Here is a 25,092-nt window from a genome sequence, read left to right on the forward strand (position 1 = left end):
TTCCGCCAAGTTGCCACAAGCTTATCGTCTTACGGTGACCGGATCCGTGGCCGGCACCGCGCTTCCGGCCGCCGAAGCCGCCTTCCGCACGCCGGCGTTCGCGTCCATGCCGGCGCCAACGGTCACCGTGGCGCTGATCCGCGGGGCCGCCGGAGCGTCCGCTGCGATGATCCGATCCACCGCCCGGGCCGACTGCCAATCGGCCACGATGAGCCCGCGCACCTCGTCGTTCGGCGCGCACGCCACCACGGACGGGCCCGATCCGGACACGAACGCCATCGACGCCCCGGCCGCCAGGGCTACGTCGATCGCCAGACGCGAGCGCGGGTGCAGATCCTCAGCCGCATGCTGAAGATCGTTGAAATGATCGGGATTCGCGCCAATCTCATCGAACCGGCGGTACACGTCCGGCGTGCTCAGCTCGTCATCGTACGCGCCGATCAGCAGCCGTCCGGCGAACCCGGCCTCGCGCAGCCGCACGATGTCCGGGTCGTCGTCCGCCAGCGGGGTGATCGTTTGCCCGAACCCGCCGCCGTGCGCGTACCCGCCATGCAGGCAGAAGGGCATGTCCGCGCCCAGCGAGGCGGCGATCGGCTCCAGACGCTCCACGGGCCAGTTCAGGCCCCACAGCACGTTGAGCGCGAGCAGCGTGCCGGCCGCGTCGGACGATCCGCCGCCCAGACCGGCGCCCACGGGGATGCGCTTGTCCAGCGTGATCGCCACATCGGGGTTCATGCCGCTCGCCTCGGCCAGCGCATACAGGGCCAGCACAGCGTGATTGCGGCGCATGTCCGACTCGCTCAGGGCCAGATCGCCCAGATGCTCGCCGGCCAGATCCAGCGAGAATCCGGTGCCGGGCAGCTTGCGGGTCACGGTGACGCTGTCCGTCACGCCCACGCCGCAGTAGATGGTGTCCAGCGCATGGCGGCCGCCCCATTCGGCATGCGTCTCGCCCACGCGCAGGACCAGATTCGTCTTGGCCGGGCAGTCGACGGTGACGCTGGCGATTTCGTGCGCGGCCATCATGCCACCGTGCTTTCCATCGCAGTGCCTTCCGCCGTGGTTCCGGCGACGGGGCCGGCGTTGTTCGCGGGCGCTTCGGCGACCGTGCGGACCGCGTGCGCAAGTCGCACGAACTCGTCGATCGTCAGCGTCTCGCCGCGCCGCGTGGGATCGATCCCCGCGGCTTCGAACGCCGCGGCCGGGACCATCTTCTTCAGGGCCGCGTGCAGGGTCTTGCGGCGCTGCCCGAAGGCTGCGTCGATCAGCGCGAACACGTCCCTGCGCTCGGCCGGATCGTAGCCCGCGCCGGGAGCGAACCGGCGGAAGCGCACCAGCGCGGAATCCACATTCGGAGCCGGCCAGAACACGTTGCGGCCGATCACGCCGGCCCTCTCCGCGGTGCCGTACCAGGCGAGCTTCACGCTCGGGGTGCCGTAGATCTTCGATCCGGGTGCGGCGGCCAGACGATCGGCCACCTCCTTCTGGACCATGACCAGAAACGAATCGAGGTTCTCGAACCGTTCGAGAAGCGTAAGCACGATCGGCGTGGCCACGTTGTACGGAAGGTTCGCCACCAGGCGGAACGGCTCGCCGTCGGCGAACTGCGGCACATCGGCGGGCTGGATGGTCAGGGCGTCGTGAAGGACCACGGTGAGGCGGTCGGTGGCCTCGGGCATGAACTCGGCCACCGTGTCCGGCAGGCGCTCGGCCAGCGGCGGGTCGATCTCCACGGCGGTCATGGTGGCGCCGGTTTCCAGAATCGCAAGGGTGAGCGAGCCCAGGCCCGGGCCCACCTCCATGACGTGCGTGGAGGCCTCCACGCCGGCTTCGCGCACGATTTTGCGCACGGTGCCGGGGTCGATCACGAAGTTCTGGCCGAACTTCTTGGTGGGGCTCACGCCCGCGCTGGCTGCGATGCGGCGGATGTCCGCGGCGCCCAGCAGATGACCCGGACGGCCGTCATCCGTGACGGCGTTCGCGGCTGCGGCGTTTGCGGCGCCCGTGAGACCTGTGGCTGCGGGGCCGGAGGGTGCGGATGCGTTGTCTTCCATGCGGTTGCTCCGATTGCTATGCGTGTGGTGCTATGGGTTGTTGATGGTGTTCGATATGTTCGATATGGGTTCCGGTCGGCTGGTTCGTCGCCGCCTGTGCGGGCGACTAGTACCACTTCTTCTGTTGCCAGAAGGCCCACGCCTTGGATGGCGTCCCGTAGCGCTGGGCGATGTAGTTGAGGCCCCAGTCGATCTGCACCGCGCCGTCGTCCTGCCAGCCGTAGCCCATGTTCCAGCCGAGCAGGGCCTGCGGAATGCCGTACGCGGAGGACGACGGGTTGTCCGCCGACCATGTCCACGACGACTCCTTGGTCCACAGCGTTTCGAGGGCCGTCCAATCGTCGCCGGTCCAGCCGCGCTGCGCCGCGTTGGCGCGGGCATATGCCTTGGCCTGAGCCGCCGTGGGGTGCCACAGGCGGGCCTCCGACTGCGGGATGCGGTTGTGGTTCTCGTACCAGGTTTCGAGCTCGTCGCGCGAGACACCGGTGGGTGGAGTGTCCGAGTTGTTTGATCCACTGTTCGACCCGTTCGACCCGTTATTCGATCCGCTCGAGCTGCCGGAGTTGCCGGAGTTCCCGGAGTTTCCGGATCCCGAGGAGCCGCCGGTGGTGGGCTTCTGCGTGGGCGTCGACACGCTGGGCTTCGATGAGGGGGCGGGCGATGACGGCTGCTCGGACGGCTTCTGGGTGGCCTCGGGCGTGGCCGGCGTGCTGGGCGTCGTCTCGGTCGTGCTGGGCGTGCTCGGCTTCTCGCTCGGCGTGGGGCTGGTGCTCGTCGCGCTGTCCGACGGGGTGGGATCCTCGCTCGGGCTGGCGCTGCCGCTGGAAGCGCTGGGGGAGGGGCTTGGGCTGCCTGTCGTGCCGTCGCCACCGGCCGCCTCGCTGCCGGTCCCGTTTTCCGCGGGCGTCTCCACTTTCTCCGGTCCCACCGCGATCACCGTGTCCACGGCCAGCTTGGTCACCGTGCTGCTCACCAGCGTCTCCGTGTCGGCCACGCCGTCCACGAAGGTGGTGTTGTACGTTTCGGTCTTCTCGCCGTCCTCGCCCTGGATGCGGACGACGGTTTCGCCGGGCGCGAGGGAGTCGTCGATCACGGTCTGCGTGCCGTGGGGGATGGCCACGGTCTTGGTGGTCTGCCCGTGGGTGACGCGCTGGACGCGCAGAACGGTCTGATCGCCGTCCTTCTCCACGCTGACGCGGTCCTCCTTGCCCAGCGTGATGCCCTTGGAATCGAGGATGGATGCGGCGGGCAGCTTGCCGTCCGGGGCCACCGACGTCTTGCCGTCGGCGATCACCGTGACCGGGCCGTTCTGATTGATGATCAGTCCGCCGGTGAGCTGGTTGTACACGTTCTTGATGTCGACGGTCACCTTGGCCGCATCCGCCTCGTTGCTGGCGAAGAAGCCGAGCAGCTGGTCGGCGCTGGTGGCGATGGTCCAGAAGGGGACCTGCGCGCCGTCGATGGTCACGGTGGTCTGGAAGGCCGATCGCACGGTGACCACGTCATGATTATTGATCGTGTCCGTGCCCGACGTGGACTGCACCACGTCATGGGTCTTGACGGCCACGCCCTGCTCCTGCAGCAGACGATCGACGCTCATCGCGTACGTGGAGATCGTCCTCGTCTCCCCGTTGACGTCCAGAGCCACGGTTTTGCGCGCGCCGATGCCGAAACTCAGCGCGCTTGACGCGAGCACGGCCGCGACGACCGCCGCAACGCGAATCCTGCGGCGTATGACGAACCGCTTCGGCGTCCAACGACGAGCCATGAAACCTCCTGACGACATATTCTGTGCCGATTGTAGCCGCGGCCGCGGTCGAGGAGGGGGAGCGGCGGCGGTTTTGCCAGCAACTCCCACATTTGGCGGACGCGATGGGCTTGGTGGGCTTGGGCGTTGATCTGGGTGTTCCTCCCCAGACATCCTGAATCGTCCCCACCCATCCTGGGCCGTCCCCTTGCCGCTCTGGGCCGTCCCGGTGCCCCTGAGCCGTCCCCTTCGTCGTTCTGGGTCGTCCTCTTCATCCCGAGTCGTTCCCTGTCGTCCTGGGCCGCCCTCGGTCGTCCCCCCCGTCATCCTGAGCGCAGCGAAGGATCCTTGGCCATTTCGCATCGATGGACTGGGTGCGTGGTGCCGAAGGATCCTTCGATGTCCGGGTGCGCTCAGGATGAGCGGGTTTCCCGCTTTGCAAACTGGGCAGATCGGAACGTTGGTTGTGCAAACTGGGCAGTTTGGTACTTCTAGGGGCCGATTTCGAGGTCCAGAAGCCCGGATCTGCCCAGTTTGCGGCGCGAAGGGCCGGATCTGCCCAGTTTGCAGGCCGCGGGGGTGCGGATTTGGCGGATTCGGGCGCGGGGTCGGGTTGGCGCGCGTCACGGGGCGCGAAGGGTGCGTCACGGGGCGCGAATGGCGTCACGTGGTGCGGTCGCGCCGGGTGACGGGGTTTGGGAGGGCTTGCGGCAGTAGGGCTCCGGGATGGCGTCACGGGGAGCGGTCGCGCCCGGTGACGCGCCTCGCGCCGGGTGACGGTGGGTTCGCGCCCGGTGACGGGGAGGGGCGATTGGTTCAACGTCGCCCCGGGTCGTCCCCGTCATCCCGGGTCGTCCCCTGTCGTCCCTCCTGAGTCCCCCGGGCCGTCCCCGTTGTCATCCTGAGCGCAGCGAAGGATCCTTGGCCATTTCGCATCGGTGGACTGGGTGCGTGGTGCTGAAGGATCCTTCGACTCCGGATGCGCCTTCGCTCAGGATGACCGGGGGGCGGCTCCCGCCCCGCCGAACTGCAAGATCTGCCAGCAACTTCCCCCGCTTTCATGTTTGCTGGCAGAATTTGCGCCTGAGAGCCCCCGGCAGCCCGCCAGGATACAAGATCTGCCAGTAGACAGGAAAGAGGAACGGCTTGCTGGCAGATCTTGCAGTTCGGTTTGGGGTACCGGGCGCCGCAAGGCGAATTCCGCGTCATTCCGATCGCAGCGAAGGATCCTTCGCTTCGCGCAGGATGACGGCGGGAGGGCGACTGTGCGGACTGGACAGCGCTAACTGGGCAGATCCGACCACTTCATTTGCGAACTGGGCAGATCGTGTCCGTTAGGGGCTCAAATCGGCCTCCAGATGACCGGATCTGCCCAGTTCGCAAAATGGGCGTCCCGTTTTGCCCAGTTTGCGTCATCAGTCGGGCCAAACTGGGCATTCTGAGCGCAGTGGAGGATCCTTGGCATGTCACAGCATGTCGCAGCATGTCGCAGTAATGGACGTGCGCGTAATGACGAAGGATCCTTCGCTGCGCTCAGGATGACGAAGGGACGACTGGGAACTACTCAGGATGACGGGGGGATTGTCCTCTTCATGGCTCGGCGTTCAGGATGGCGCCTCGACTGCATTCGGCAAACTACGTACTTTATGAAAAAGAAAAAAAGGGGGCGGGAGAGAAGGGGATGGTCCCGCCCCCTTAACGGGCAGAGCTGGTTGGGGGGACGCTCTGCCCTTAGCCAGAAGCCGTGTTTGGGGGAAGGCTTCTGGGGTAACTTACACAAGAGAAGTATTGAATTATCCCCGTTCGTGGTTTCCCCACTGCCCGCTATTCTACGCGGCCGGCTGGAAAAAACACACCCGGTGAGCCTCCTGTCGGGATCGAACCGACGACCTGCCGCTTACAAGGCGGCCGCTCTGGCCATCTGAGCTAAGGAGGCGTTTCGGTGATTGACACCGAACGAGTGACTAGCATAACCCGAATGTCTCGGATTCGCTAATCACGCTTCCCCGGCCTGTCCCGGAAAGGCTCAACAGCTATTATGCATGCCCTTGCTGAAAACGATGCACGTTGTGTCGCAGGGCGTGTTGTCAGAGCCGCAAAACCGTTGGAAACACTGGGGAAACGCCGAATCAAGCCCGTGTCGGCCCGATTGGGCCCGCGGATCGTCCGCAAGACCCCCGCAAGCCGACACGGACTGGGCGGATCAGGACTCCGGGTACAGCGCCTTGCCGTCGGCACCGATCGTCGGAACCGTGTCCGTGCCCACCTGGGATTCCTCCAAGCCGAGTGCCCTGAGCAGCGCCTGGTCCAGCGTGACGCTGGTATCCACGGAGTTCCAATCCCAGTAGGTGCCGTTGATCGTCACGATCGGCGTGCTGACCTGGCCCTTGTACTGGCCGGACACGTTGGCGAGCTCCGGACGGTTGATCGTCACCTGCGTCTCCGCCTTGATCCAATCGGCGTACTGGCCCTCGCTGATCGTCTTGGCCACATCCTCGCTCACGCCGGCCTTGATGGCCTGCTGCTGGATCTGCTCATCGGACGTGGCTACGTAGCCGGAGCCCTCCTGCGGCTGGAAATCCTCCGCGTACAGGTTGGAGATGAAGGCGAGCAGGTGGTCGGGATCCTTCTCCGCCACGTTGATCACGGCACCGGCCGCGCGGGTGGAGTAGTTGTCCGTGGAGTACCGATCCATGAAGGACAGCGGGTGGATCTCAAGGTTGATCTGGCCGGACGCGACCAGCTTCGAGGTGGTCGCGCCGGTGCTGCGCTCCATGTTGCCGCAGCCGGGGCAAATGTAGTCCATGTAGAATTCGACGGTCGGCACGCCCTCGACCGGCTTGTTGATGCCGTTCTTGGAGATCAGGAAGCCGTAGTCGTCCGTGGCGTTCGCCGGCTTGACGGCCACCTTGTCCACCTCGCTCTTGAGCGCGGCGGTGTCCACCGGACGGTTCCTGTACCAGATCACGCCCGCGACCACGGCGATGATCACCACGATCACAGCCACTACGGTGGCGCCCAGAATGGTCTGCTGGCGGCGGTCCTTGGCGGCCTGCTCGGCGAGTGCTTTCTCGGCGGCCTCACGCTGGGCCTGCCGCTGCGCGCGCGTGGCGGCGGGACGAGTTGTTTTCTTGGCCATGGATATCCTTCCCCGGTTCGATGAACGGCCCGCAGTGAGCCGCGGGCAAACTGCGACCTAGTGTATAGGGCTCATCTGAACAACTTGTGATGGTTCTTCCATCGCGAAAATGCGCGGTTCCGAGGTGCGATCCGCGGGGTTCGGCGGTTCTGGAATCGGCGACCCTGGGTTTGGCGGTGCGGGGTTCGTAGGCCCGCGGCCGTCACATGCCGAAGAAGGCCGCGACGATCGCCACGAGGAACATCGCGGTCACGGCCAGACCCACGATGAGGTCCGATCGCGGGCCGGAGGCGGGGCGCTGGCCGTTCGGATCGACCGTGCTATCCGAGTCGTCCGGTTCGTCCGATGCGTTCGGTTCGCCGTCGTACAGGGTGTTCGATGTATTCGATACATCCGATTCGTTCGGATCGTCCGTTCCATCGGAGGCGTCGCCGTCGGCCGGGGTCTGCGTGCCGTCAGTGGCCTGCGCGTTGGCGGTGAGCGCCACCAACGCGGCCAATCGTTCGGACTGCCGGGGTTGCGGGCCGGTTTGGGCGGTCGGCGAGGCCTGGGGTGATGTGGTTTGGCGGTTCCCTGGGGCCGATTGTGCGTTTGGCCGCCATGGGTTGAGGTCCCACAGCGTGCGCGGATTGTCCTCATCGGTTTCGCGTGCCGGATGCGCCGGACTTGCGCTGCGCTCCAGGTCTGTTCCGCGCGCCGGATCTGTCTCGCGCAACGGCCTCGTGCGGCTGGGGATGATCGCCGGCGCCGATGCGCCACCGCCGATCACGACGGTCTCAGCGGCCGCCGAAGAGCTTGCGCCAAAAGGGCGCACCACCTGCGTTTCCGCGCCCTGACGAGGGGTCGGGTCGGCCGAGGATGCCGATCGCGGGCCGGACTGATCGGTCTGCCCGGATGACGTAAGAGAGAAGGATGGCAGCGCGGATGCCGGTGCCGGCGGCGCGGGCGGCGTAGCTAGGATCGCGGTCGGTATGACGGCGTCGGCCTCCTCGTCGTCGGCGGACCACGCGCCGGCCTCCATCGCATCCTCGGCGATCGCCTGCAGCAGATCGTCCGGCGTGCGGCGATCGGCCGGATTGGGGCTCAGCGCCGATCGGAACGCGGCCATTGTGCGCGGTGGCAGACCCGTGAGGTTCGCGTTGCCCGAGGCGGCCCGCTCCAGGACCGCCATCATCGGCTTGGTGCCGAACACCGGCTCGCCTGTGGCCGCGAACGCCAGCACGGCCGCGGTGCTCCACCAGTCGGTCGCCTCCGTGGACTCCGCGCCGTCGATGATCTCCGGGGCGATGAAGCCCGGCGTGCCCATCACCAGGCCGGTGCGCGTCACATGGCTTTCGCCCTCGCCCATCGCGATGCCGAAGTCGACCAGCACCGGCCCGCGCGCGGCCACCATCACATTGGTCGGCTTGATGTCGCGGTGCACGATCCCGGCCGCGTGCACGGCCTTCACCGCGTCGATCAGCTTGGTGGCGAGGCGCTCCAGATCGTCGCCCTCGTAGCGCCCGTTCGCCGCCACATCGTCCTTCAGGTTGCGGCCGTCGATCAGCTCCGTGACGATGAAGGCCACCGCGTCGTCCAGTTCCATGTCCACGATCTGGCACACGCCCGGATGATGGATGCGCCGCATGGCCATGGCCTCCCGGCGCAGGCGTTCGCGGGCCGGCACGTTGCTGCGCAGCTCGTCGTCGTTCAGCGAGTCGCGCAGGATTTTCATCGCGTAGATCTGCCCGCCGTCGTCGCTCACGCGCCACACCGATCCCATGGCCCCGGCGCCGAGGCGCGAGATCAGCGTGTAGCCGCCCACGATCGCCCCGGGCTCAAGATCCAATACGCCTACATCACTCATGAACTCCATTGTGCCGTGCTGTGCGCATTTCGCGTGTCATTCTTGGGGCGTCTTCGTCCCTGGGCTGTCATCCTGAGCGAGTGGTGGTCATCCTGAGCGGAGCGAAGCGGAGTCGAAGGATCCCTCGCTTCGCTCAGGACGAGAGGAGATTTTGCAAACTGGGCAGTTTGGTACTTCTGGAGGCCGATTTGGGGGTCCAGAAGCCCGGATCTGCCCAGTTTGCGGCGCGAAGGGCCGGATCTGCCCAGTTTGCAGGCCGCGGGGGTGCGGGTTTGGCGGATTCGGGCGCGGGTTCGGGTTGGAGTGCGTCACGGGGCGCGAAGGGTGCGTCACGGGGCGCGAATGGCGTCACGTGGTGCGGTCGCGCCGGGTGACGGGGTTTGGGAGGGCTTGCGGCAGTAGGGCTCCGGGATGGCGTCACGGGGAGCGGTCGCGCCCGGTGACGCGCCTCGCGCCGGGTGACGGTGGGTTCGCGCCCGGTGACGGGGAGGGGCGATTGGTTCAACGTCGCCCCGGGTCGTCCCCGTCATCCCGGGTCGTCCCCTGTCGTCCCTCCTGAGTCCCCCGGGCCGTCCCCGTTGTCATCCTGAGCGCAGCGAAGGATCCTTGGCCATTTCGCATCGGTGGACTGGGTGCGTGGTGCTGAAGGATCCTTCGACTCCGGATGCGCCTTCGCTCAGGATGACCGGGGGGCGGCTCCCGCCCCGCCGAACTGCAAGATCTGCCAGCAACTTCCCCCGCTTTCATGTTTGCTGGCAGAATTTGCGCCTGAGAGCCCCCGGCAGCCCGCCAGGATACAAGATCTGCCAGTAGACAGGAAAGAGGAACGGCTTGCTGGCAGATCTTGCAGTTCGGTTTGGGGTACCGGGCGCCGCAAGGCGAATTCCGCGTCATTCCGATCGCAGCGAAGGATCCTTGGCCATTTCGCTCGGGTGGACTGGGTGCGTGGTGCCGAAGGATCCTTCGCTTCGCGCAGGATGACGAGAGAAGATTTTGCAAACTGGGCAGATCGTGTCCGTTAGGGGCCCAAATCGGTCTCCAGATGACCGGATCTGCCCAGTTTGTGGCCCGGGGTGCGGACTTGGGCGCGGAGGGGCTGCCCGCCTAACGACTCGGCGTTCAGGATGACGAAAGGGACCATGGGCCCGGCGCGTGCGGCACCATGCGGCGAATCGTACGACAATAAGCGTATGAAGCATGTGAAGCGTATGGCTATCGAGGATCTGAGTCTGGCTGAGCGGGCGGCGTTGCTCGCGGGGGCGTCGCAGTGGACCACGCGGGCGGTGCCGAGGGCTGGCGTGCCGCCGATGGTGATGAGCGATGGCCCGCACGGGTTGCGTCATGAGGTCGTCCGCCCCGCTGCGCAGCCCGCCGCTCCCGCCGCCCCGACTGCTCCCGGCGCGTCCCTGCCGGCCACGTGCTTTCCCACGGCCGCGACCGTCGCCTGCTCATGGGACCCCGAACTGGCTTCGCGCATGGGCGCCACGATCGCCCAGGAGGCTCGCGCGCAGGGCGTTGATGTGCTGCTGGGGCCGGGGCTGAACATCAAGCGCAGTCCCCGTTGCGGTCGCAATTTTGAGTACTACTCGGAGGATCCGGTGCTCGCTGGCCGCATGGGCGCCGAATTCATCCGCGGGGTGCAGTTGCAGGGCGTGGCGGCCTGTCCCAAGCATTTCGCGGTCAACGGCCAGGAGCTGCGCAGGCAGTCGTCCAATTCCGTGGTGGACGAGCGCACGATGCGCGAGCTGTATCTCACGGCCTTCGAGATCGCCGTGCGCGAGGGCCGCCCGTGGGCGATCATGAGCTCGTACAACCGCGTCAACGGCGTTTATGCGCATGAGAACCGTCATCTGCTCACCGAAATCCTGCGAGACGAATGGGGCTTCGACGGCATGGTGGTGTCCGATTGGGGCGCCTCAAACAGTGCGGTCCGGGCGGTGGCCGCGGGCGGTTCGCTGGAGATGCCCTGCCCGGGGCTAGCGTCGGTGCGCGAGGTGATGCGTGCCGTGGAGGACGGTCGGCTGGCGGAGGCCGATGTGACCGCGCGCGCCCGCGAAGTGGCGTTGTGCGCGGCGCGGACGCATGGCGGCGCGGCACATGGCGATCGAACCGGTTCGATGCCGTTGATCGGATTCGCCGGTGCGGCGTCCGGGGCCGGAGCGGCCGCAAGTCCCAATCCGCCCGCAAGTCCAGATCCGGCCGCTGCCCATGAGGCGCCCGCCGGGGTGCTTCCCCCCGATATGATCGACGCCCATCATCGCGTGGCCCGAGACGTGGCCGAGCAGTCGATGGTTCTGCTGCGCAACAAGCCCATTGCCTCCATGGGCGCGCGCGCAGGCAAACCCGTCCTGCCCCTGCCCGCCGGGACTCGCGTGGCGCTGGTCGGCGACATGGCCGCCCGTCCGCGATTCCAAGGTTCCGGATCGTCCAAGGTGAACGCCACCCGTGTGGATGCGCTGATCGGTGCGCTCGCCGCGGAGGGTGGGCTGGCCTTGGCCGGGTACGCACCCGGGTACAGGCATGATGGCACGCCGTCGCGGGAGCTGGTCGATCGGGCCGTCGCCGTGGCCGTGCGCGGGGACGTGGATGCCGTGGTGGCATGCGTGGGGCTCGACGAGCGCAGCGAGGCCGAGGGACTGGATCGCTCGACGCTGGCCATGCCGGCCCCGCAGCTCGACCTCATGGCCGCGCTTGCCAAGGCATGCGGGAAGGCCGACAAGCCGCTGATCGCCGTGCTGACGGCCGGTTCCCCGGTCCTGCTGCCTTGGGCGGACGATTGCGACGCGATCCTGTACGCCGGGCTGGGCGGTCAGGCGGGCGCGTCGGCCGTGGCGCGCATTCTGTCCGGGAAGACGAACCCCTCCGGTCGGCTCGCCGAAACGTGGCCGCTGGGGGAGTGTGATGGCGTGTACGGGGAGCCGAATGTGCCCGAAGGCCCCGGAAAGCCCGGTGCGTCCGCCGTCGCGCCCGCATCCGCATACCCGTGCCCCGATCGTGACGTGGTCTACCGCGAGGGCTCGCTGGTGGGCTACCGGTACTGGACCACCGCCGGCCTGCCCGTGCGGTTCCCGTTCGGCCACGGCCTGACCTACACGCGCTTCGATTACGCCGACCTTGAGGTGGGGCAGACCGGCGTGAGCTTCACGCTCACGAATGTGGGTGATCGTCCCGGCGCGGAGGTCGCGCAGCTGTATGTGACAGGCCCGTGTGGCAGTGCGGGTGGCGATCCGGCGTCCGATGGTCCGGCCCGTGTGGCGCTGGAGCTCAAGGGGTTCGCCAAGGTGCGGCTCGATCCGGGCGAATCGACGCGCGTCACCATCCCGTTCGATCGGTACACCTTCCGCCACTGGGATGAGGCGAGCGGGTCGTGGCAGGTGGAATCCGGCCCGTGGCGGGTGACGATCGGCTCCGACTGCCTCACGCCGCGGCTGTCCGCCACGCATATGGTCCGCGGCACGATGGGCGCTCGGCTGGGCGGCTCGGGTGATCTGAGTGGTCAGGGTGATCTGGATAGTCCGGGTATTCCGGCCGTTCTGGGCGTTCCGGGCATGGCCGGCGATCCGGCTGCAGCCGATGCCGATCATCGCTGCCGCCTTGCCGCCGTGCGTGCGGAGACCGCCCGCGCGCTCGCGGATGTGGCATCCATGGGCGATGGAATCGTGTCTGTGGCCCCGGCCCCGATCGTGTCTACAGCGCCAGTCGTGTCCACAATGCCGATCGTGTCCGCCGTTACGCCACAATCGGCCAAATCCCGCGTGTTCGACGCCAATGACCCCTTCTCCAGCTGGAATGGGTCACGCGATCCCATCGCCCGCTGGTGGGCCCATCGGCTTGCGAGGGACGAACGCCGTGCCCGCGAACGCCGCGGCGAGCCCGATCTGGACGCGCTGTTCCGGCTCAACATGCCCCCGCGCGCCCTCGCCAAGCTCTCCGGCGGACGGGTCGACGCCCGGGCCGCCCGCAGTCTGGCCCGCATCCCCAACGGTCATCCGGTCCTGGGGCTGATCGGTTTCGCCGTGGGCGTATTGCGCAATCAGGCGGCGAATCGGCGCACGGCCGCGCTGCTGGGTCGATTCGGGCTGAAGTGATGCCGATTGCGGCCTCCGGCGCATGATACCGGTTACACCCCCGTTCACGCAGAGTTCATTCAATCGTTGAACAAATCTGAGGCAAATTCGCGCAACACGCCTTGCGCATGTCGCGGCGTCGTGTATAGTGGGCGGTGGCTCAACGAAGAGTGATCTTCTAAGAACCACCGAAAAAACAAGACTGCTACGAAGGCGTTGTCAAGAAGTTTTGCCGATGAGTTTCGTGGCGGTACCACAAGTGAAAACCCCTTCACTACGGATCGTTCGGCACGTACCTGCCGATGAAAGGATATTGATTATGGCAGAAGTGGTATTCGAGCACGTTACTCGAATCTACCCGGGCAACGACAAGCCCTCGGTGGATGATCTGAATCTGGATATCAAGGACGGCGAGTTCCTCGTCCTGGTTGGCCCCTCTGGCTGCGGTAAGTCTACGACCCTTCGTATGCTCGCCGGCCTGGAAGAGGTCAACAAGGGCCGCATCCTGATCGGTGGCAAGGATGTCACCACCATGCAGCCCAAGGACCGCGATATCGCAATGGTGTTCCAGAACTACGCTCTGTACCCGCACATGACGGTTGCCGACAACATGGGCTTCGCCCTGAAGATCGCCGGCACCCCGAAGGACGAGATCCGCAAGCGCGTCGAGAAGGCCGCCGAGATTCTGGATCTGACCGAGTACCTGGACCGCAAGCCGAAGGCTCTGTCCGGTGGTCAGCGTCAGCGTGTGGCCATGGGCCGTGCAATCGTCCGTGAGCCGAAGGTCTTCCTCATGGATGAGCCTCTGTCCAACCTGGACGCCAAGCTCCGTGTGCAGACCCGTACGCAGATCGCCGCCCTGCAGCGTCAGCTCGGCGTCACCACCCTGTACGTGACCCACGATCAGACCGAGGCCCTGACGATGGGCGACCGCATCGCCGTCATCAAGCTCGGCATCCTGCAGCAGGTCGGCGCCCCGACCGAGCTGTACGATCGTCCGGCCAACGTCTTCGTCGCCGGCTTCATCGGCTCCCCGTCGATGAACCTGAACACCCACCCGGTGGTCAACGGCAAGGCGAAGATCGGCGAGGACACCATCGATCTGCCCACCGAGGCCGTCTCCAAGCTGACCGCCGAGGACAACGGCGAGATCGTCGTCGGCTTCCGTCCCGAGGATGCCTCCCTGGCCGCCTCCACCGACACCAACGCCTTCTCCCTGAAGGTTGTGAACGTCGAGGATCTGGGCTCCGATGGCTACATCTACGGCAACATCATCACCGACGGCTCCGCCCTCGAGGAATCCCAGCTGATGTCTGATCAGAATAAGCTGACCACCGTCCGCGTTCCTCCGCGCCAGCTGCCGAAGGTCGGCGATGTCGTCAAGATCAAGATCGACCCGGCCAAGATGCACCTGTTCGCTCCGTCGACTGAGCTGCGTCTGAACTAATAGGCTTTATCGAGGCGACTCTCTTCCTCTCTATCCGCCTCGTTAAAGTAACCCCCGCACAATTGATGTGCGGGGGTTTTCTTATCATGAGGAGCATGATGACCCCTGCAATCGACCTGAATCTACTCGATCCGCGAGCCGCCAAGGCCACGTCCGTCAAAGCCGAGGACGCCGGTGCCGCGACCAAGGAGCCCACGGCCCTGACGATCACCGCGTCCGTCTCCAACCCCAAGATGTTCACGCTGCCTTGGGAGCAGCCGCTGGCCACCTGGCCCCAGGAGCTGCTCGCCAACCTGCCGCGAGGCATCTCCCGCCACGTGGTGCGATTCGTGCGCGTGGGCACCGACGTGTACGCCATGAAGGAGATCACCCGTCAGGTGGCCGAGCGCGAGTACGAGCTGCTGCGCCGGCTGGAGAAGCTCGAACTGCCCTGCGTGTCCCCGGTGGCCGTGGTCACCGGCCGCCACAACCGCGAGGGCGAACCGCTCGAGGCGATCCTGGTGACCAAACACCTCAAGTTCTCCCTGCCGTACCGCGCGCTGTTCGCCCGCAACCTGCGCCCGGACACCGCGGAGCGTCTGATCGACGCGCTGGCCGTGCTGATGGTCCGCCTGCATCTGGCCGGCTTCTACTGGGGCGATGTGTCGCTGTCCAACGTCCTGTTCCTGCGCGACGCCTACGCCTTCTCCGCGTGGCTGGTGGATGCCGAGACCGGTGATCTGCACGCCACCCTGACCGAGGGTCAGCGCGAGTACGACATCGATCTGGCGCGCACCAACATCATCGGCGAACTCATGGATCTGAGCTCCGGCAAGCTGCTGCCCGGCGAGGTGGACGAGGTCGAGGTGGGCAACCGTCTGGTGGACCGCTACCACTCGCTGTGGAGCACGCTCACGGACACGGACAAGTTCAGCCCGGACGAGATGTGGAAGATCGAGAAGCGCGTCAACAAGCTCAACGATCTGGGCTTCGACGTGGACGAGCTCGAGATGAAGACCGCCGAGGATGGCAAGCGCGTGCTGGTCCGCCCGCGCGTGGTGGACGCCGGCTACGCCTCCCGCAAGCTGCTGCGCCTCACCGGCCTCGACGTGCAGGAGAACCAGGCCCGCCGACTGCTCAACGATCTGGACGCCTACCGCGCCTCCACGTGGCGCGAGGGCGAGGATCTGGAGATCGTGGCCACCGACTGGATGCGCGAGGTGTTCGAGCCGACCGTGCGCATGATCCCCAAGGAGTACCGTTCGCAGATCGAGCCCGCGCAGTTCTTCCACGAGGTGCTCGATCACCGCTGGTTCCTGGCCGAGAAGGCCGGTCATGATGTGCCGATGGCCGAGGCCGTGGAGAGCTACATCGCCAGCGTGCTGCCGAGCTACAAGATCGACAGCAAGACGATGGAGCAGCTCAACGCCGAGGCCGATGCCGGCGTGATCGACGACGAGTCCACCTACAACTCGCCGGACGATCCGGACGATGGCTACAACCCCGACGACGATCCCGACGCGGCGGTGTGGAGCCACTGAGTTTGGGGTGCCCGTCGTCCTGATGGGCGTCCCGTCATCCTGAGCACTGAGCCGTTAAGCGGACAGCCCAGTGGGCTGTCCGTAGGCGAAGGGAGCCGCCGCCAAGGCGGCGACGGTCCGGCGCAGCCGGACACCGCAGCGGAGTCGAAGGATCCTTGGCCATTACGCACGTAATCAAGGTTCTGACCAGTGCAGGAGGTTAAGGATCCTTCGCTTCGCTCAGGATGACGAAAGATACATCCCCATGTCATCCTGAGCGAGCGCGGAAGCCTCCCCGCGTCATCCTGAGCGGAGCCCGGCAGGGCGGAGTCGAAGGATCCTTCGCTGTGCTCAGGCTGACGGCAGCGCTCACCCAATCGCCGTAATTTCAGTCGTTTTGGATATGTTTGAGGGTTAAACCAAGGCATTTTTGCCATCTGTTGCTTCGAAAAGAGCGTATGGTGAGCGTTGACGCGGCAGGAAACGCGGACCAAGGAGGTTCGCGCGGGAACCACCCACCCGCCGTCGCAATCAGCACATCGGTGTGTCGAAAGGAATCATCATGATGCTCAACATCATCGCCGGATCGATTATGGCAGGCTTCCTCGTGGCGGTGGCGGGCGCGATGGGTATCGCAGTGTTCGTCAACCGCGATCGCGACTGATCGTCAACCGGACAATCAATCAGACCTTAAACCAAGCGCCCGGCCTCACCATTCGTGGGGCCGTGCGCTTTTCTCGTTGTTCTGAGGCGTCCCCGGTCATCCTGGGTTGTTCCCCGTCATCCTGAGCGGAGCGCAGCGGAGTCGAAGGATCCTTAACTTTGTGCAAGAGGTTAAGGATCCTTCGACTCCGCCCTATCGGGCTGCGCTCAGGATGACGGAGGGCGCTCAGGATGACGCGAGAGGGCGATCGCGCAGGATGAGGGCCCGGCTACTTCCCGACCGACTTGCGGCGCGCGTTGGCCACGGCGTACAGGCTGATGCCCGCCGCCACCGAGGCGTTCAGCGACTCGACCATCGAGCTGATCGGGATGCCGGCGATCGCGTCGCACTGCTCGCGCACCAGACGGCTCAGGCCCTTGCCCTCGGAGCCCAGCACCACTACGAGCGGATCGGTCTCGAAGCCGGTCTCGCCCACCAGCGCGCTGCCGCCGCCGTCCAGACCCACGGCGTAGTAGCCGCGCTCGTGCAGCGACTGCAGGGCCTTGGTGAGGTTGACCACGCGGGCCACCGGCATGTGCGCGGCGGCACCTGCGGACACCTTCCACGCGGCGGCCGTCACCGAGGCGGACCTGCGCTCGGGCAGGATCACGCCGTTCGCGCCGAATGCGGCGGCGGAACGGATCACAGCGCCCAGATTCTGCGGATCGGTCACGCCATCCAGCGCGATGAACAGCGGACGAGCCTGGACCGAGGCCAGACCGCCCACGCCCTTCATGGCCTGGGTCTTGCGATCGGCCTGATCGACCAGCTGGCTGAGCGAGGTGTATTCGAACGGACGGACCTTGAGGATCACGCCCTGATGGTTGCCGGAATGCGCGATGCGGTCCATCTCCAGACGATCGGCCTCGAGGACGTGCAGGCCGTTCGCGCCGGCGATCTTCACGATCTCGCGCGTGCGGTCATCGTGCTCGATGCGCGCGGCGATGTACAGCTGCAGGCTCGGGACGTTCATGCGGAGCGCCTCGAGCACGGAGTTGCGGCCGTACACCAGCTCGTCGGAATCGGACGTGAACTTGGCCACCCTGCGGCGGGCGGCGAGACGGGGATCGGCGGCCTTGCGGCGATCGGCCACGACCTTGGCCTTGAACGCCTTGTGATAGACGCGGTTCTCCGCCTTGGGAGTGGGGCCGTGCCCCTGGAGCTTGTTGCGGTGCTTTCCACCCGACCCTTTGGTCGGTCCTTTCTTCATTGCCATAGGGTTCATTGTCCCAGCACCCCGCGCCAAATGCTTCCGGTGCCGCATGCGTCCCGCCCGCAATCGACACAGCCGCGCGAGTTGTTACGTCAATCGGTAAACGCTGTATGCAATAATGGGGAATCGTGACGCGAATGCGTCGAGACACAACCGCGCAACGCGAGCGGCAAGGAAACCGCACGACGTTGATTACTCCGCGGCCAACCGAGGAGCAATGAGATCATGGCCAAGGCCTTGAATGATCAACCCATCCCCGTAAAGGAAGCCCTACCCTCCAACGTCGATCCGTCGCTGACCGACGCGTTGGACGTGGCCAAGGCGCTGAACGTAGACCCGAACGTCGGCCTGAGCGAGGCCGAGGCAAGGCGCAGACTAGAGGAATTCGGCCCCAACCAGCTGGCCGGCGCGCCGCCCGTCCCCAAGTGGAAGAAGTTCCTGCAGCAGTTCCAGGACCCGCTGGTCTACCTGCTGCTGGTGGCGACCGGCATCTCCCTGGTCGCATGGTTCATCGAGCGCAACCACGGCGAAGGCGGCGAGGTGCTGCCGTTCGACGCGATCGTGATCGTGCTGATCCTGATCCTGAACGCCGTGCTCGGCTACATCCAGGAAGCCAAGGCCGAACAGGCCGTCGACGCGCTGAGCAAGATGGCCGCGCCGCAGACCAGCGTGCTGCGCGACGGCAAGATCGTGCGCATCAACACCTCCGACGTGGTGCCCGGCGACGTGCTCGTCCTCGCCGAGGGCGACAGCGTCTCCGCCGACGGCCGACTGTTCGCCGCCGCCTCGCTGCGTATCGCCGAGGCCAGCCTGACCGGTGAATCCGTGCCCGTGGGCAAGAAGCCGGACACGCTCGCCTCCGCCAAGGCGCTGGGCGACCGCGCCAACATGATCTTCAATGGCACGTCCGTCACCCAGGGCACCGGTCGCGCGATCGTCACCGGCACCGGCATGAACACGCAGGTCGGCAAGATCGCGGACATGCTCGCCAAGACCGAGGACGACGACAGCCCGCTGCAGAAGGAAATGGACCATGTGGCCAAGATCCTGGGCATCGCGGTGTGCATCATCGCCGTGCTCGTGCTCGTGGCCCTCGCCGTGATGAGCGGCTTCCATTCGCTGCAGGACGTCATCGACTCCCTGCTGCTGGCCGTCTCCCTGGCCGTGGCCGCCGTGCCCGAAGGCCTGGCCGCCATCCTCACCGTCGTGCTCGCGCTGGGCGTGCAGCGCATGGCCAAGCACCACGCGATCGTCAAGAAGCTGCACTCCGTGGAGACGCTGGGTTCCGCCTCCGTGATCTGCTCGGACAAGACCGGCACGCTCACCCGCAACGAGATGACCGTCGAGCGCATCGTCACCCCGTCCGGCGAGGTCCAGGTGACCGGCACCGGCTACGCGCCCAAGGGCCAGATGATCGGCATGGACGGCAACGATCTGCCCGCCGACTCGCCACTGCGCGTGGAGGCCGTGACCACCATCGCCGCCGGCGCGCTCGCGAACGACGGCGATCTGCGCGAGGAGAACGGCAAGTGGGAGATCGTGGGCGACCCCACCGAGGTCGCGCTCGTGGTGGCCGCGCGCAAGATCAAGGCCCTCAAGGACTACGGCCGATTCAGCCGCGTGGCCGAGGTGCCGTTCACCTCGGAGCGCAAGCGCATGTCGATCATCGCCAAGGACGGCGCGGACGGCGACAAGCTCACCGTCTTCGCCAAGGGCGCCCCGGACGTGCTGCTGGGCTACTGCTCGCGCATCGCCGTGGGCGGCCAGGTCCGTCCGCTCACCGAGGGCGATCGCCAGACGATCCTCGCCACCGTGGAGCGCCTGTCCGGCGAGGCCTACCGCACGCTGGGCGAGGCCTACCGCCCGCTGGAGACCGAGTCCCTGGCCGACGTGCCGGGCATTCAGGTGAACGCCGCCGGGCAGGTTTCGGACATCGCCGACCAGGCCGATGCGATCGAGACCGATCTGATCTGGGCCGGCATGGTGGGCATCATCGACCCGCCGCGCACCGAGGTCCGCGACTCCGTGGCCGAGGCGCACCGCGCCGGCATCCGCACGGTGATGATCACCGGCGACCACCCGCTGACCGCCGCCCGCATCGCCTCCGATCTGGGCATCATCGACAAGGGCGGCAAGGCCCTGACCGGCGACCAGCTGGACGATCTGGCCTCCAAGGGCGACGACGCGTTCGACAGGGCCACCAGTGAGGTGTCCGTCTACGCCCGCGTGGCCCCCGAGCACAAGCTGAAGATCGTCGAGTCCCTGCAGCGTCAGGGCAACATCGTGGCCATGACCGGCGACGGCGTGAACGACGCCCCGGCCGTCAAGACCGCGGACATCGGCGTGGCCATGGGCATCACCGGCACCGAGGTCACCAAGGAATCCGCCAAGATGATCCTGGCGGACGACAACTTCAGCACCATCGTGGCCGCTGTGCGCGAGGGCCGCGGCATCTTCGACAACATCCGCAAGTTCCTGCGCTACCTGCTGAGCTCCAACGTGGGCGAGGTGCTCACGGTGTTCGGCGGCGTGATGTTCGCCGGCTTCCTGGGCATCACGCAGCCCGGCGTGGAGGGCGTGACCGTGCCGCTGCTCGCCACCCAGCTGCTGTGGATCAACCTGCTCACCGACGCCGCGCCGGCCCTGGCCATGGGCGTCGATCCGCAGACCGAGGACGTGATGAACCGCCGCCCGCGCAAGCTCACCGATCGTGTGATCGACGCGGACATGTGGGGCGACATCATCTTCGTGGGCCTGATCATGGCCGTGGTGACGCTGATCGGCATGGACATGCATCTGGCCGGCGGCCTGTTCACGGACCGTTCCGTGGATGCGCTCGGCCACGACGCGCAGATGGTGGAGGCCCGCACGATGGGCTTCACGATCCTCGTGTTCGCCCAGCTGTTCAATGCGATCGCCTCCCGCTCCTCCAAGCAGTCCGCCTTCGTGGGCCTGTTCGCCAACAAGTACCTGTGGGGCGCGATCGGCATCTCGATCGCCCTGCAGCTGCTGGTGATCTACGTGCCGTTCCTCAACACCGCCTTCGGCACCACGCCGCTGGGCGCCGTCGCATGGCTCGAGTGCATCGGCCTGGCCGCGTTCGTGCTGGTGGCCACCGAGCTGCGCAAGCTCGTGCTGCGCGTGGTCGACAGGAAGCGCGGCATCGCGGGCTGAACCGTGCGCGATCCTGCATAGCGACCGCATAGCGGCCGAATGACCGAAGGGGCGGTCGCCGGGCTGGAAACGCCTGGCGACCGCCCCTTTTGCGTGCTGTGCCGCGTGCTGTTTTATGCGGAGGTTATCTGTCTGGTGCGGATGCCGCTTTGAGGCCGCTTTGGTGTCATTTCTGTATGAACGTTACGGAATGGACGTCGGGACCGGGGCTCCGCGGCATGTTTTGTAACGGATTTACAATAACGACGTTGAACGGGGGTGTTTGAGGTGCGTTTTGTAACGGATTTACAGAACGCACCGCGAGACGGTGTCTCCCCGGTACTTCTTGTAATTTTTTTACAGAAAGTACCGGAAAGGCGTGCCGGAAAGGCACCGGAAGATAGAAGACGCCGGTGGTGCCGGGGGATGGGGTTGTGGCGCCGCAGGGCCGGGGGAGTCGCCCGTCAGTCGTCGATGTGGGCCCTGTAGAAGTTCACGTAGGAACGGCTTGGCGTGGGGCCTCGCTGGCCCTGATAGTGCGATCCGACGCCCTTGGAGCCGTACGGGTGCTCGGCGGGGGAGCTGAGCTGGAAGAAGCACATCTGGCCGATCTTCATGCCCGGCCACAGCTTCACCGGCAGCGTGGAGACATTGCTGAGCTCCAGCGTGATGTGCCCCTCGAAGCCGGGGTCGATGAATCCGGCCGTGGAGTGCGTGAGGATGCCCAGTCGGCCCAGCGAGCTCTTGCCCTCGAGACGCGCGGCGATCGTGGCGTCCAGCTTCACGTACTCCCATGTGGAGCCGAGCGCGAACTCGCCCGGGTGCAGGATCCACGGCTCATCCGGCTGCACCTCGAACTGCTCGGTCAGTGCGCCCTGGTTCTCGGCCGGGTCCACGTACGTGTAGGCGTGGTTGTTGAACAGGCGGAAGAACCGGTCGAGGCGCACGTCGATCGACGCCGGCTGCACCATATCGGGGGTCCACGGGTCGAGCGAGATGTGCCCCTCGTCGTGGGCGGCCAGAATGTCACGGTCGGACAGCAGCATGATTCTCCTTCGGGCGGGTCGGCGCGGTGTGGCGCCGGCGGCATTGGACGGCATTCGACGGCGCGGCGTGCGATGCCGGCATGTCATCCCCCAGTGTAGCGCGGGGCGTGGTGGGACGCGGGGTGGCATGGGCGTGACGAAAGGAAACTCCGTCATCCTGAGCGAAGCCCGAAGGGCGAAGTCGAAGGATCCTTAACTTTCCGCGCCAATCATCGCATGCACTGGTGCGAAAAGGTAAGGATCCTTCGGCTCCGCTCCGCTTCGCTCAGGATGACGGCAGAACGCCCTGCCCCGCCCCCGCCGCCCAACTGACACATACTCTCAGAATATTCTCAGGAAACACGATCAATGCGTCAAGGTACGACTGTTTTACTTATTCATGTCAGCGGAAGGCAGCACTCCACTGAACAGGGGTGCAAGCCTCCGATAACAGAATCCTTTCTTCTTCTCTCCTTTCTCTCTACCCGGCGAGTTTCCCCTCGCCGGGTTCTCTTTTTCCGGACGTGTGTCCCCTCACATGCAGCGGGGTGGATAGACTGAGTCTGATTCCACCGGTCGGGGCGCTCGGCGGCGCCCGATCGGCAATGACCAATGAGAGAGGTTTCGACCATGGCTCAAACGGCTCAGTCGGTTCAAGTGGACGAAGAGAACAATCTGGATGAATCCCCGCGTGGGATCGCGGTTCTGGTTGTGGTGGGCGTGCTGGTGGGCATCCTGTCCGGCCTGTTCGGCATCGGCGGCGGCACGGTGATCGTGCCCGCGCTGGTTTGGCTGGGACTCACCCAGCGCCATGCGGCCGCCACCTCCATGCTCGCGATCGTTCCCACATCCATCTCCGGCGTGGTGTCCTACGCCTCCAACGGCAACGTGGACTGGATCGCGGCCCTGTTGCTGTTCATCGGCATGTTCTTCGGCGGGCAGATCGGCAGCTGGCTGCTGTCCAGACTCCCCGAACTCGTGCTGCGTTGGGTGTTCGTGGCCTTTCTGGTCTTCGTGATCGTCAACCAGCTCATCTTCACGCCGTCGCGCGACTCCGCCATCGACATGAACGTGGTCACCGGCATCAGTCTGGTCGCGATGGGCCTGGTGATCGGCGTGCTGGCGGGCCTGCTGGGCATCGGCGGCGGTGCATTGGCCGTGCCGGCGCTGTCTATCATCTTCGCCGCATCCGATCTGATCGCCCGCGGCACCTCGCTGCTCGCCATGTTCCCGAACGCCATCACCACCACGGTCGCCAATGTGAAGCGCAGGATGGTGCACTTCAAGGCCGGTCTGATCATCGGCATCGTGGCCGCCTGCATCACGCCGTTCGGCACGTGGATCGCCGGCGCGGTCAGCCCGGTGGTGGGCCAGTACCTGTTCGCCGCATACCTCGGCTTCCTGCTGATCCGTTCGTTCTACGTGGCGATGCAGGCCACCAAGAAGGTCCGCAAGGCCTGAACGCCCGGTTGCGCTCGGTTGCTCGATTTGTGCCCGGTTGCCGCCGACCGCCGCTGTCAGCCGGGCGCGCGATGCCGCAGACAATGCCACATTGTGGGATTTTGGTGCGGAATCGTCGCCATATCGAACGCGTTCGCGGCAACTTCGTGAATTCGGCGATGCGACGGCCGGGCCTATGGGTATAGTGGATAGGCGGTAAAGACACATCGAAGCGGAGGTCGTATGTCTGCAGTCCTGGAAGGCGTGCCCGAAAAGCGTTTGGCGGTGGTGACGGGCCGGGCCTACCCCGAGCTCGCGGAGGAGGTCACCCGTTGTCTGGGGGTCGATCTGTTCCCCACACAGGCGTATGACTTCGCGAACGGCGAGATGTACGTGCGATTCGCGCAGCCCGTCCGCGGCGAGGATGTGTTCGTGCTGCAGTCGCACACCGACCCGATCAACAAGTGGATCATGGAGCAGCTCATCATGATCGACGCCCTCAAGCGCGCGTCGGCCCGCTCCATCACCGTGGTGGCCCCGTTCTTCGGCTACTCCCGCCAGGACAAGAAGCATCAGGGCCGCGAGCCCATCACCGCCCGCCTGATGTTCGACCTCTTCCGCACGGCCGGCGCGGACCGCATCATGACCGTCGATCTGCACGCGGCGCAGGAGCAGGGCTTCTTCGACGGCCCGGTGGACCACCTCACGGCCATGCCCGTCCTGCTCGACTACGTGCGCAACAGCATGCCGCTGGAGAACACCACCGTGGTCTCCCCGGACGCCGGCCGCATCAAGGTTTCCGAGCAGTGGGCCGCCCGACTGGGCAACCTGCCGCTCGCGTTCATCCACAAGAGCCGCGACATCACGCGCCCCAACCACGCCGAGGCCCATGGCATCATCGGCGACGTGCTGGGCCGCGACTGCGTGGTGGTGGACGATATGATCGACACCGCCGGCACCATCTGCGAGGCCGTGCGCACGCTGCGCAACGCCGGTGCCAAGTCGGTCACGCTGGTGGCCACCCATGGCCTGCTGTCCGGCCCGGCCGTGGAGCGCCTGTCCCAGTGCGGCGCCCGCGAGATCGTGCTCATGGACACGGTTCCGGTGCCCGAATCCAAGCGCCTGCCGAACATGACCGTCCTATCCTGCGCGCCGCTGCTGGCCGCCGGCATCCGATCGGTCTTCGAATCGCGCTCGGTGACCCACCTGCTGGAGGGGCTGCCGTCGGACATGCGGCCGAAGAACATCTACGCGTGAGCTGAGCCGGTTGTCCGGCCGATCCGGCTGAACTGATTTTGGGGCGTCCTTCGGGGCGCCCCTTGTGTTGCCCCGGTGTTGCCCCGGCAAGCGGGCGCGTTGTACGATTGTTTTGCATGACATCGATCAAGGAGGACCTGATGCCAAGAAAAAAACGTCGTCCCGCTGCTGATCGCCGCGATCGTGGTGGTGTTTGCGGGCCTGATCTACTACTTCCCCGTGCAGCGTGCGATGGCCGAGCGCAAGTATGCGGAGTACTCGCGGCTGCAAGGTGTGCCCGATGGCGATGTGGCGTCGAAGAGCGTGCATAAGGACTACACGCAGGACGGCTACTTCATCGACGTCACGTACCACAGCGACCCGCAGTACCGCTACGAGTACCTCTATCGGCTGGTGGACGTCCGGAACGATGGCGTGCGGTTCGACACCATGACCTGCGCGGTGTACCTGGGCTCCACGAGCTTCACCGGCGACGTGCGCTACGATCCGCTGGAGTAATGCG

13 protein-coding genes, 1 tRNA gene and 1 pseudogene are annotated in these 25,092 nt (G+C 66.0%); 7 read left to right on the top strand and 8 right to left on the bottom strand.

From position 1 onward, the window contains the following. Nucleotides 1-21: 21 nt before the first annotated feature. The 6 genes and pseudogenes from EMO90_RS04680 to EMO90_RS12365 form a co-directional block, all read right to left on the bottom strand. Nucleotides 22-1,026 carry a 4-(cytidine 5'-diphospho)-2-C-methyl-D-erythritol kinase gene (locus tag EMO90_RS04680; protein ID WP_150354993.1) on the bottom strand — a complete coding sequence of 335 codons (1,005 nt, stop codon included), beginning with the start codon at nt 1,024-1,026 and terminating at the stop codon, nt 22-24. After that, nucleotides 1,023-2,054, bottom strand: a complete 1,032-nt coding sequence (rsmA, locus tag EMO90_RS04685) for a 16S rRNA (adenine(1518)-N(6)/adenine(1519)-N(6))-dimethyltransferase RsmA (RefSeq protein WP_150354992.1) — start codon at nt 2,052-2,054, stop codon at nt 1,023-1,025. Before rsmA ends, EMO90_RS04680 begins: the two co-directional genes overlap by 4 nt. 106 nt (nt 2,055-2,160) lie before the next feature. Then, nucleotides 2,161-3,822, bottom strand: coding sequence for an aggregation-promoting factor C-terminal-like domain-containing protein (locus EMO90_RS04690; RefSeq protein WP_150354991.1), 1,662 nt, complete (start codon nt 3,820-3,822; stop codon nt 2,161-2,163). 1,841 nt (nt 3,823-5,663) lie between these two features. Continuing rightward, a tRNA-Thr gene (locus tag EMO90_RS04695) sits at nt 5,664-5,737 on the bottom strand. Between the two features lie 267 nt (nt 5,738-6,004). Further along, nucleotides 6,005-6,940: a DsbA family protein gene (locus EMO90_RS04700; protein ID WP_150355153.1), complete on the bottom strand. Its 936-nt coding sequence runs from the start codon at nt 6,938-6,940 to the stop codon at nt 6,005-6,007. Between the two features lie 616 nt (nt 6,941-7,556). Then, nucleotides 7,557-8,795, bottom strand: a pseudogene (locus tag EMO90_RS12365) (serine/threonine-protein kinase); the annotation flags it as partial. Nucleotides 8,796-9,994: 1,199 nt separating this feature from the next. Between EMO90_RS12365 and EMO90_RS04715 the strand changes: the two are divergent. The 3 genes from EMO90_RS04715 to EMO90_RS04725 all read left to right on the top strand — a co-directional run bounded on the left by EMO90_RS04715 (nt 9,995) and on the right by EMO90_RS04725 (nt 15,820). Continuing rightward, on the top strand, nt 9,995-12,874 hold the full coding sequence (locus EMO90_RS04715; protein ID WP_223849725.1) for a glycoside hydrolase family 3 N-terminal domain-containing protein: 2,880 nt from the start codon (nt 9,995-9,997) through the stop codon (nt 12,872-12,874). 298 nt (nt 12,875-13,172) lie between these two features. Beyond that, entirely contained in the window at nt 13,173-14,300 is a 1,128-nt protein-coding gene (locus tag EMO90_RS04720; RefSeq protein ID WP_150353832.1) for an ABC transporter ATP-binding protein, read from the top strand. Nucleotides 14,301-14,398: 98 nt separating this feature from the next. Then, complete coding sequence (locus EMO90_RS04725) at nt 14,399-15,820, top strand: DUF4032 domain-containing protein (protein ID WP_150353836.1); 1,422 nt, start codon at nt 14,399-14,401, stop codon at nt 15,818-15,820. Between the two features lie 911 nt (nt 15,821-16,731). Here EMO90_RS04725 and rlmB read toward each other — a convergent pair. Then, nucleotides 16,732-17,718, bottom strand: coding sequence for a 23S rRNA (guanosine(2251)-2'-O)-methyltransferase RlmB (gene rlmB, locus EMO90_RS04730; protein WP_150353831.1), 987 nt, complete (start codon nt 17,716-17,718; stop codon nt 16,732-16,734). Nucleotides 17,719-17,940: 222 nt separating this feature from the next. Between rlmB and EMO90_RS04735 the strand changes: the two genes are divergently transcribed. Beyond that, nucleotides 17,941-20,889, top strand: a complete 2,949-nt coding sequence (locus tag EMO90_RS04735; protein WP_150353830.1) for a cation-translocating P-type ATPase — start codon at nt 17,941-17,943, stop codon at nt 20,887-20,889. Between the two features lie 443 nt (nt 20,890-21,332). Here the strand turns inward: EMO90_RS04735 and dcd are convergent, their stop codons facing one another. Next, entirely contained in the window at nt 21,333-21,914 is a 582-nt protein-coding gene (gene dcd / locus EMO90_RS04740) for a dCTP deaminase (protein ID WP_150353829.1), read from the bottom strand. 609 nt (nt 21,915-22,523) lie between these two features. On the opposite strand from dcd, the gene EMO90_RS04745 reads away from it, so the two are divergent. From EMO90_RS04745 to EMO90_RS04755, 3 genes are all read left to right on the top strand, one after another. Continuing rightward, entirely contained in the window at nt 22,524-23,354 is an 831-nt protein-coding gene (locus EMO90_RS04745; RefSeq protein WP_223849722.1) for a sulfite exporter TauE/SafE family protein, read from the top strand. A gap of 222 nt (nt 23,355-23,576) precedes the next feature. Beyond that, a complete protein-coding gene (locus EMO90_RS04750; RefSeq protein WP_150353827.1) occupies nt 23,577-24,590 on the top strand; it encodes a ribose-phosphate diphosphokinase in 1,014 nt (337 codons plus the stop codon). Between the two features lie 180 nt (nt 24,591-24,770). Beyond that, the gene (locus EMO90_RS04755; RefSeq protein WP_223851258.1) at nt 24,771-25,088 is read left to right on the top strand and encodes a DUF3139 domain-containing protein; all 318 of its coding nucleotides are present in this window, start codon (nt 24,771-24,773) and stop codon (nt 25,086-25,088) included. Nucleotides 25,089-25,092 lie beyond the last annotated feature (4 nt).

It is taken from the genome of Bifidobacterium vespertilionis (genome assembly GCF_008698145.1).
GTDB lineage: Bacteria > Actinomycetota > Actinomycetes > Actinomycetales > Bifidobacteriaceae > Bifidobacterium > Bifidobacterium vespertilionis.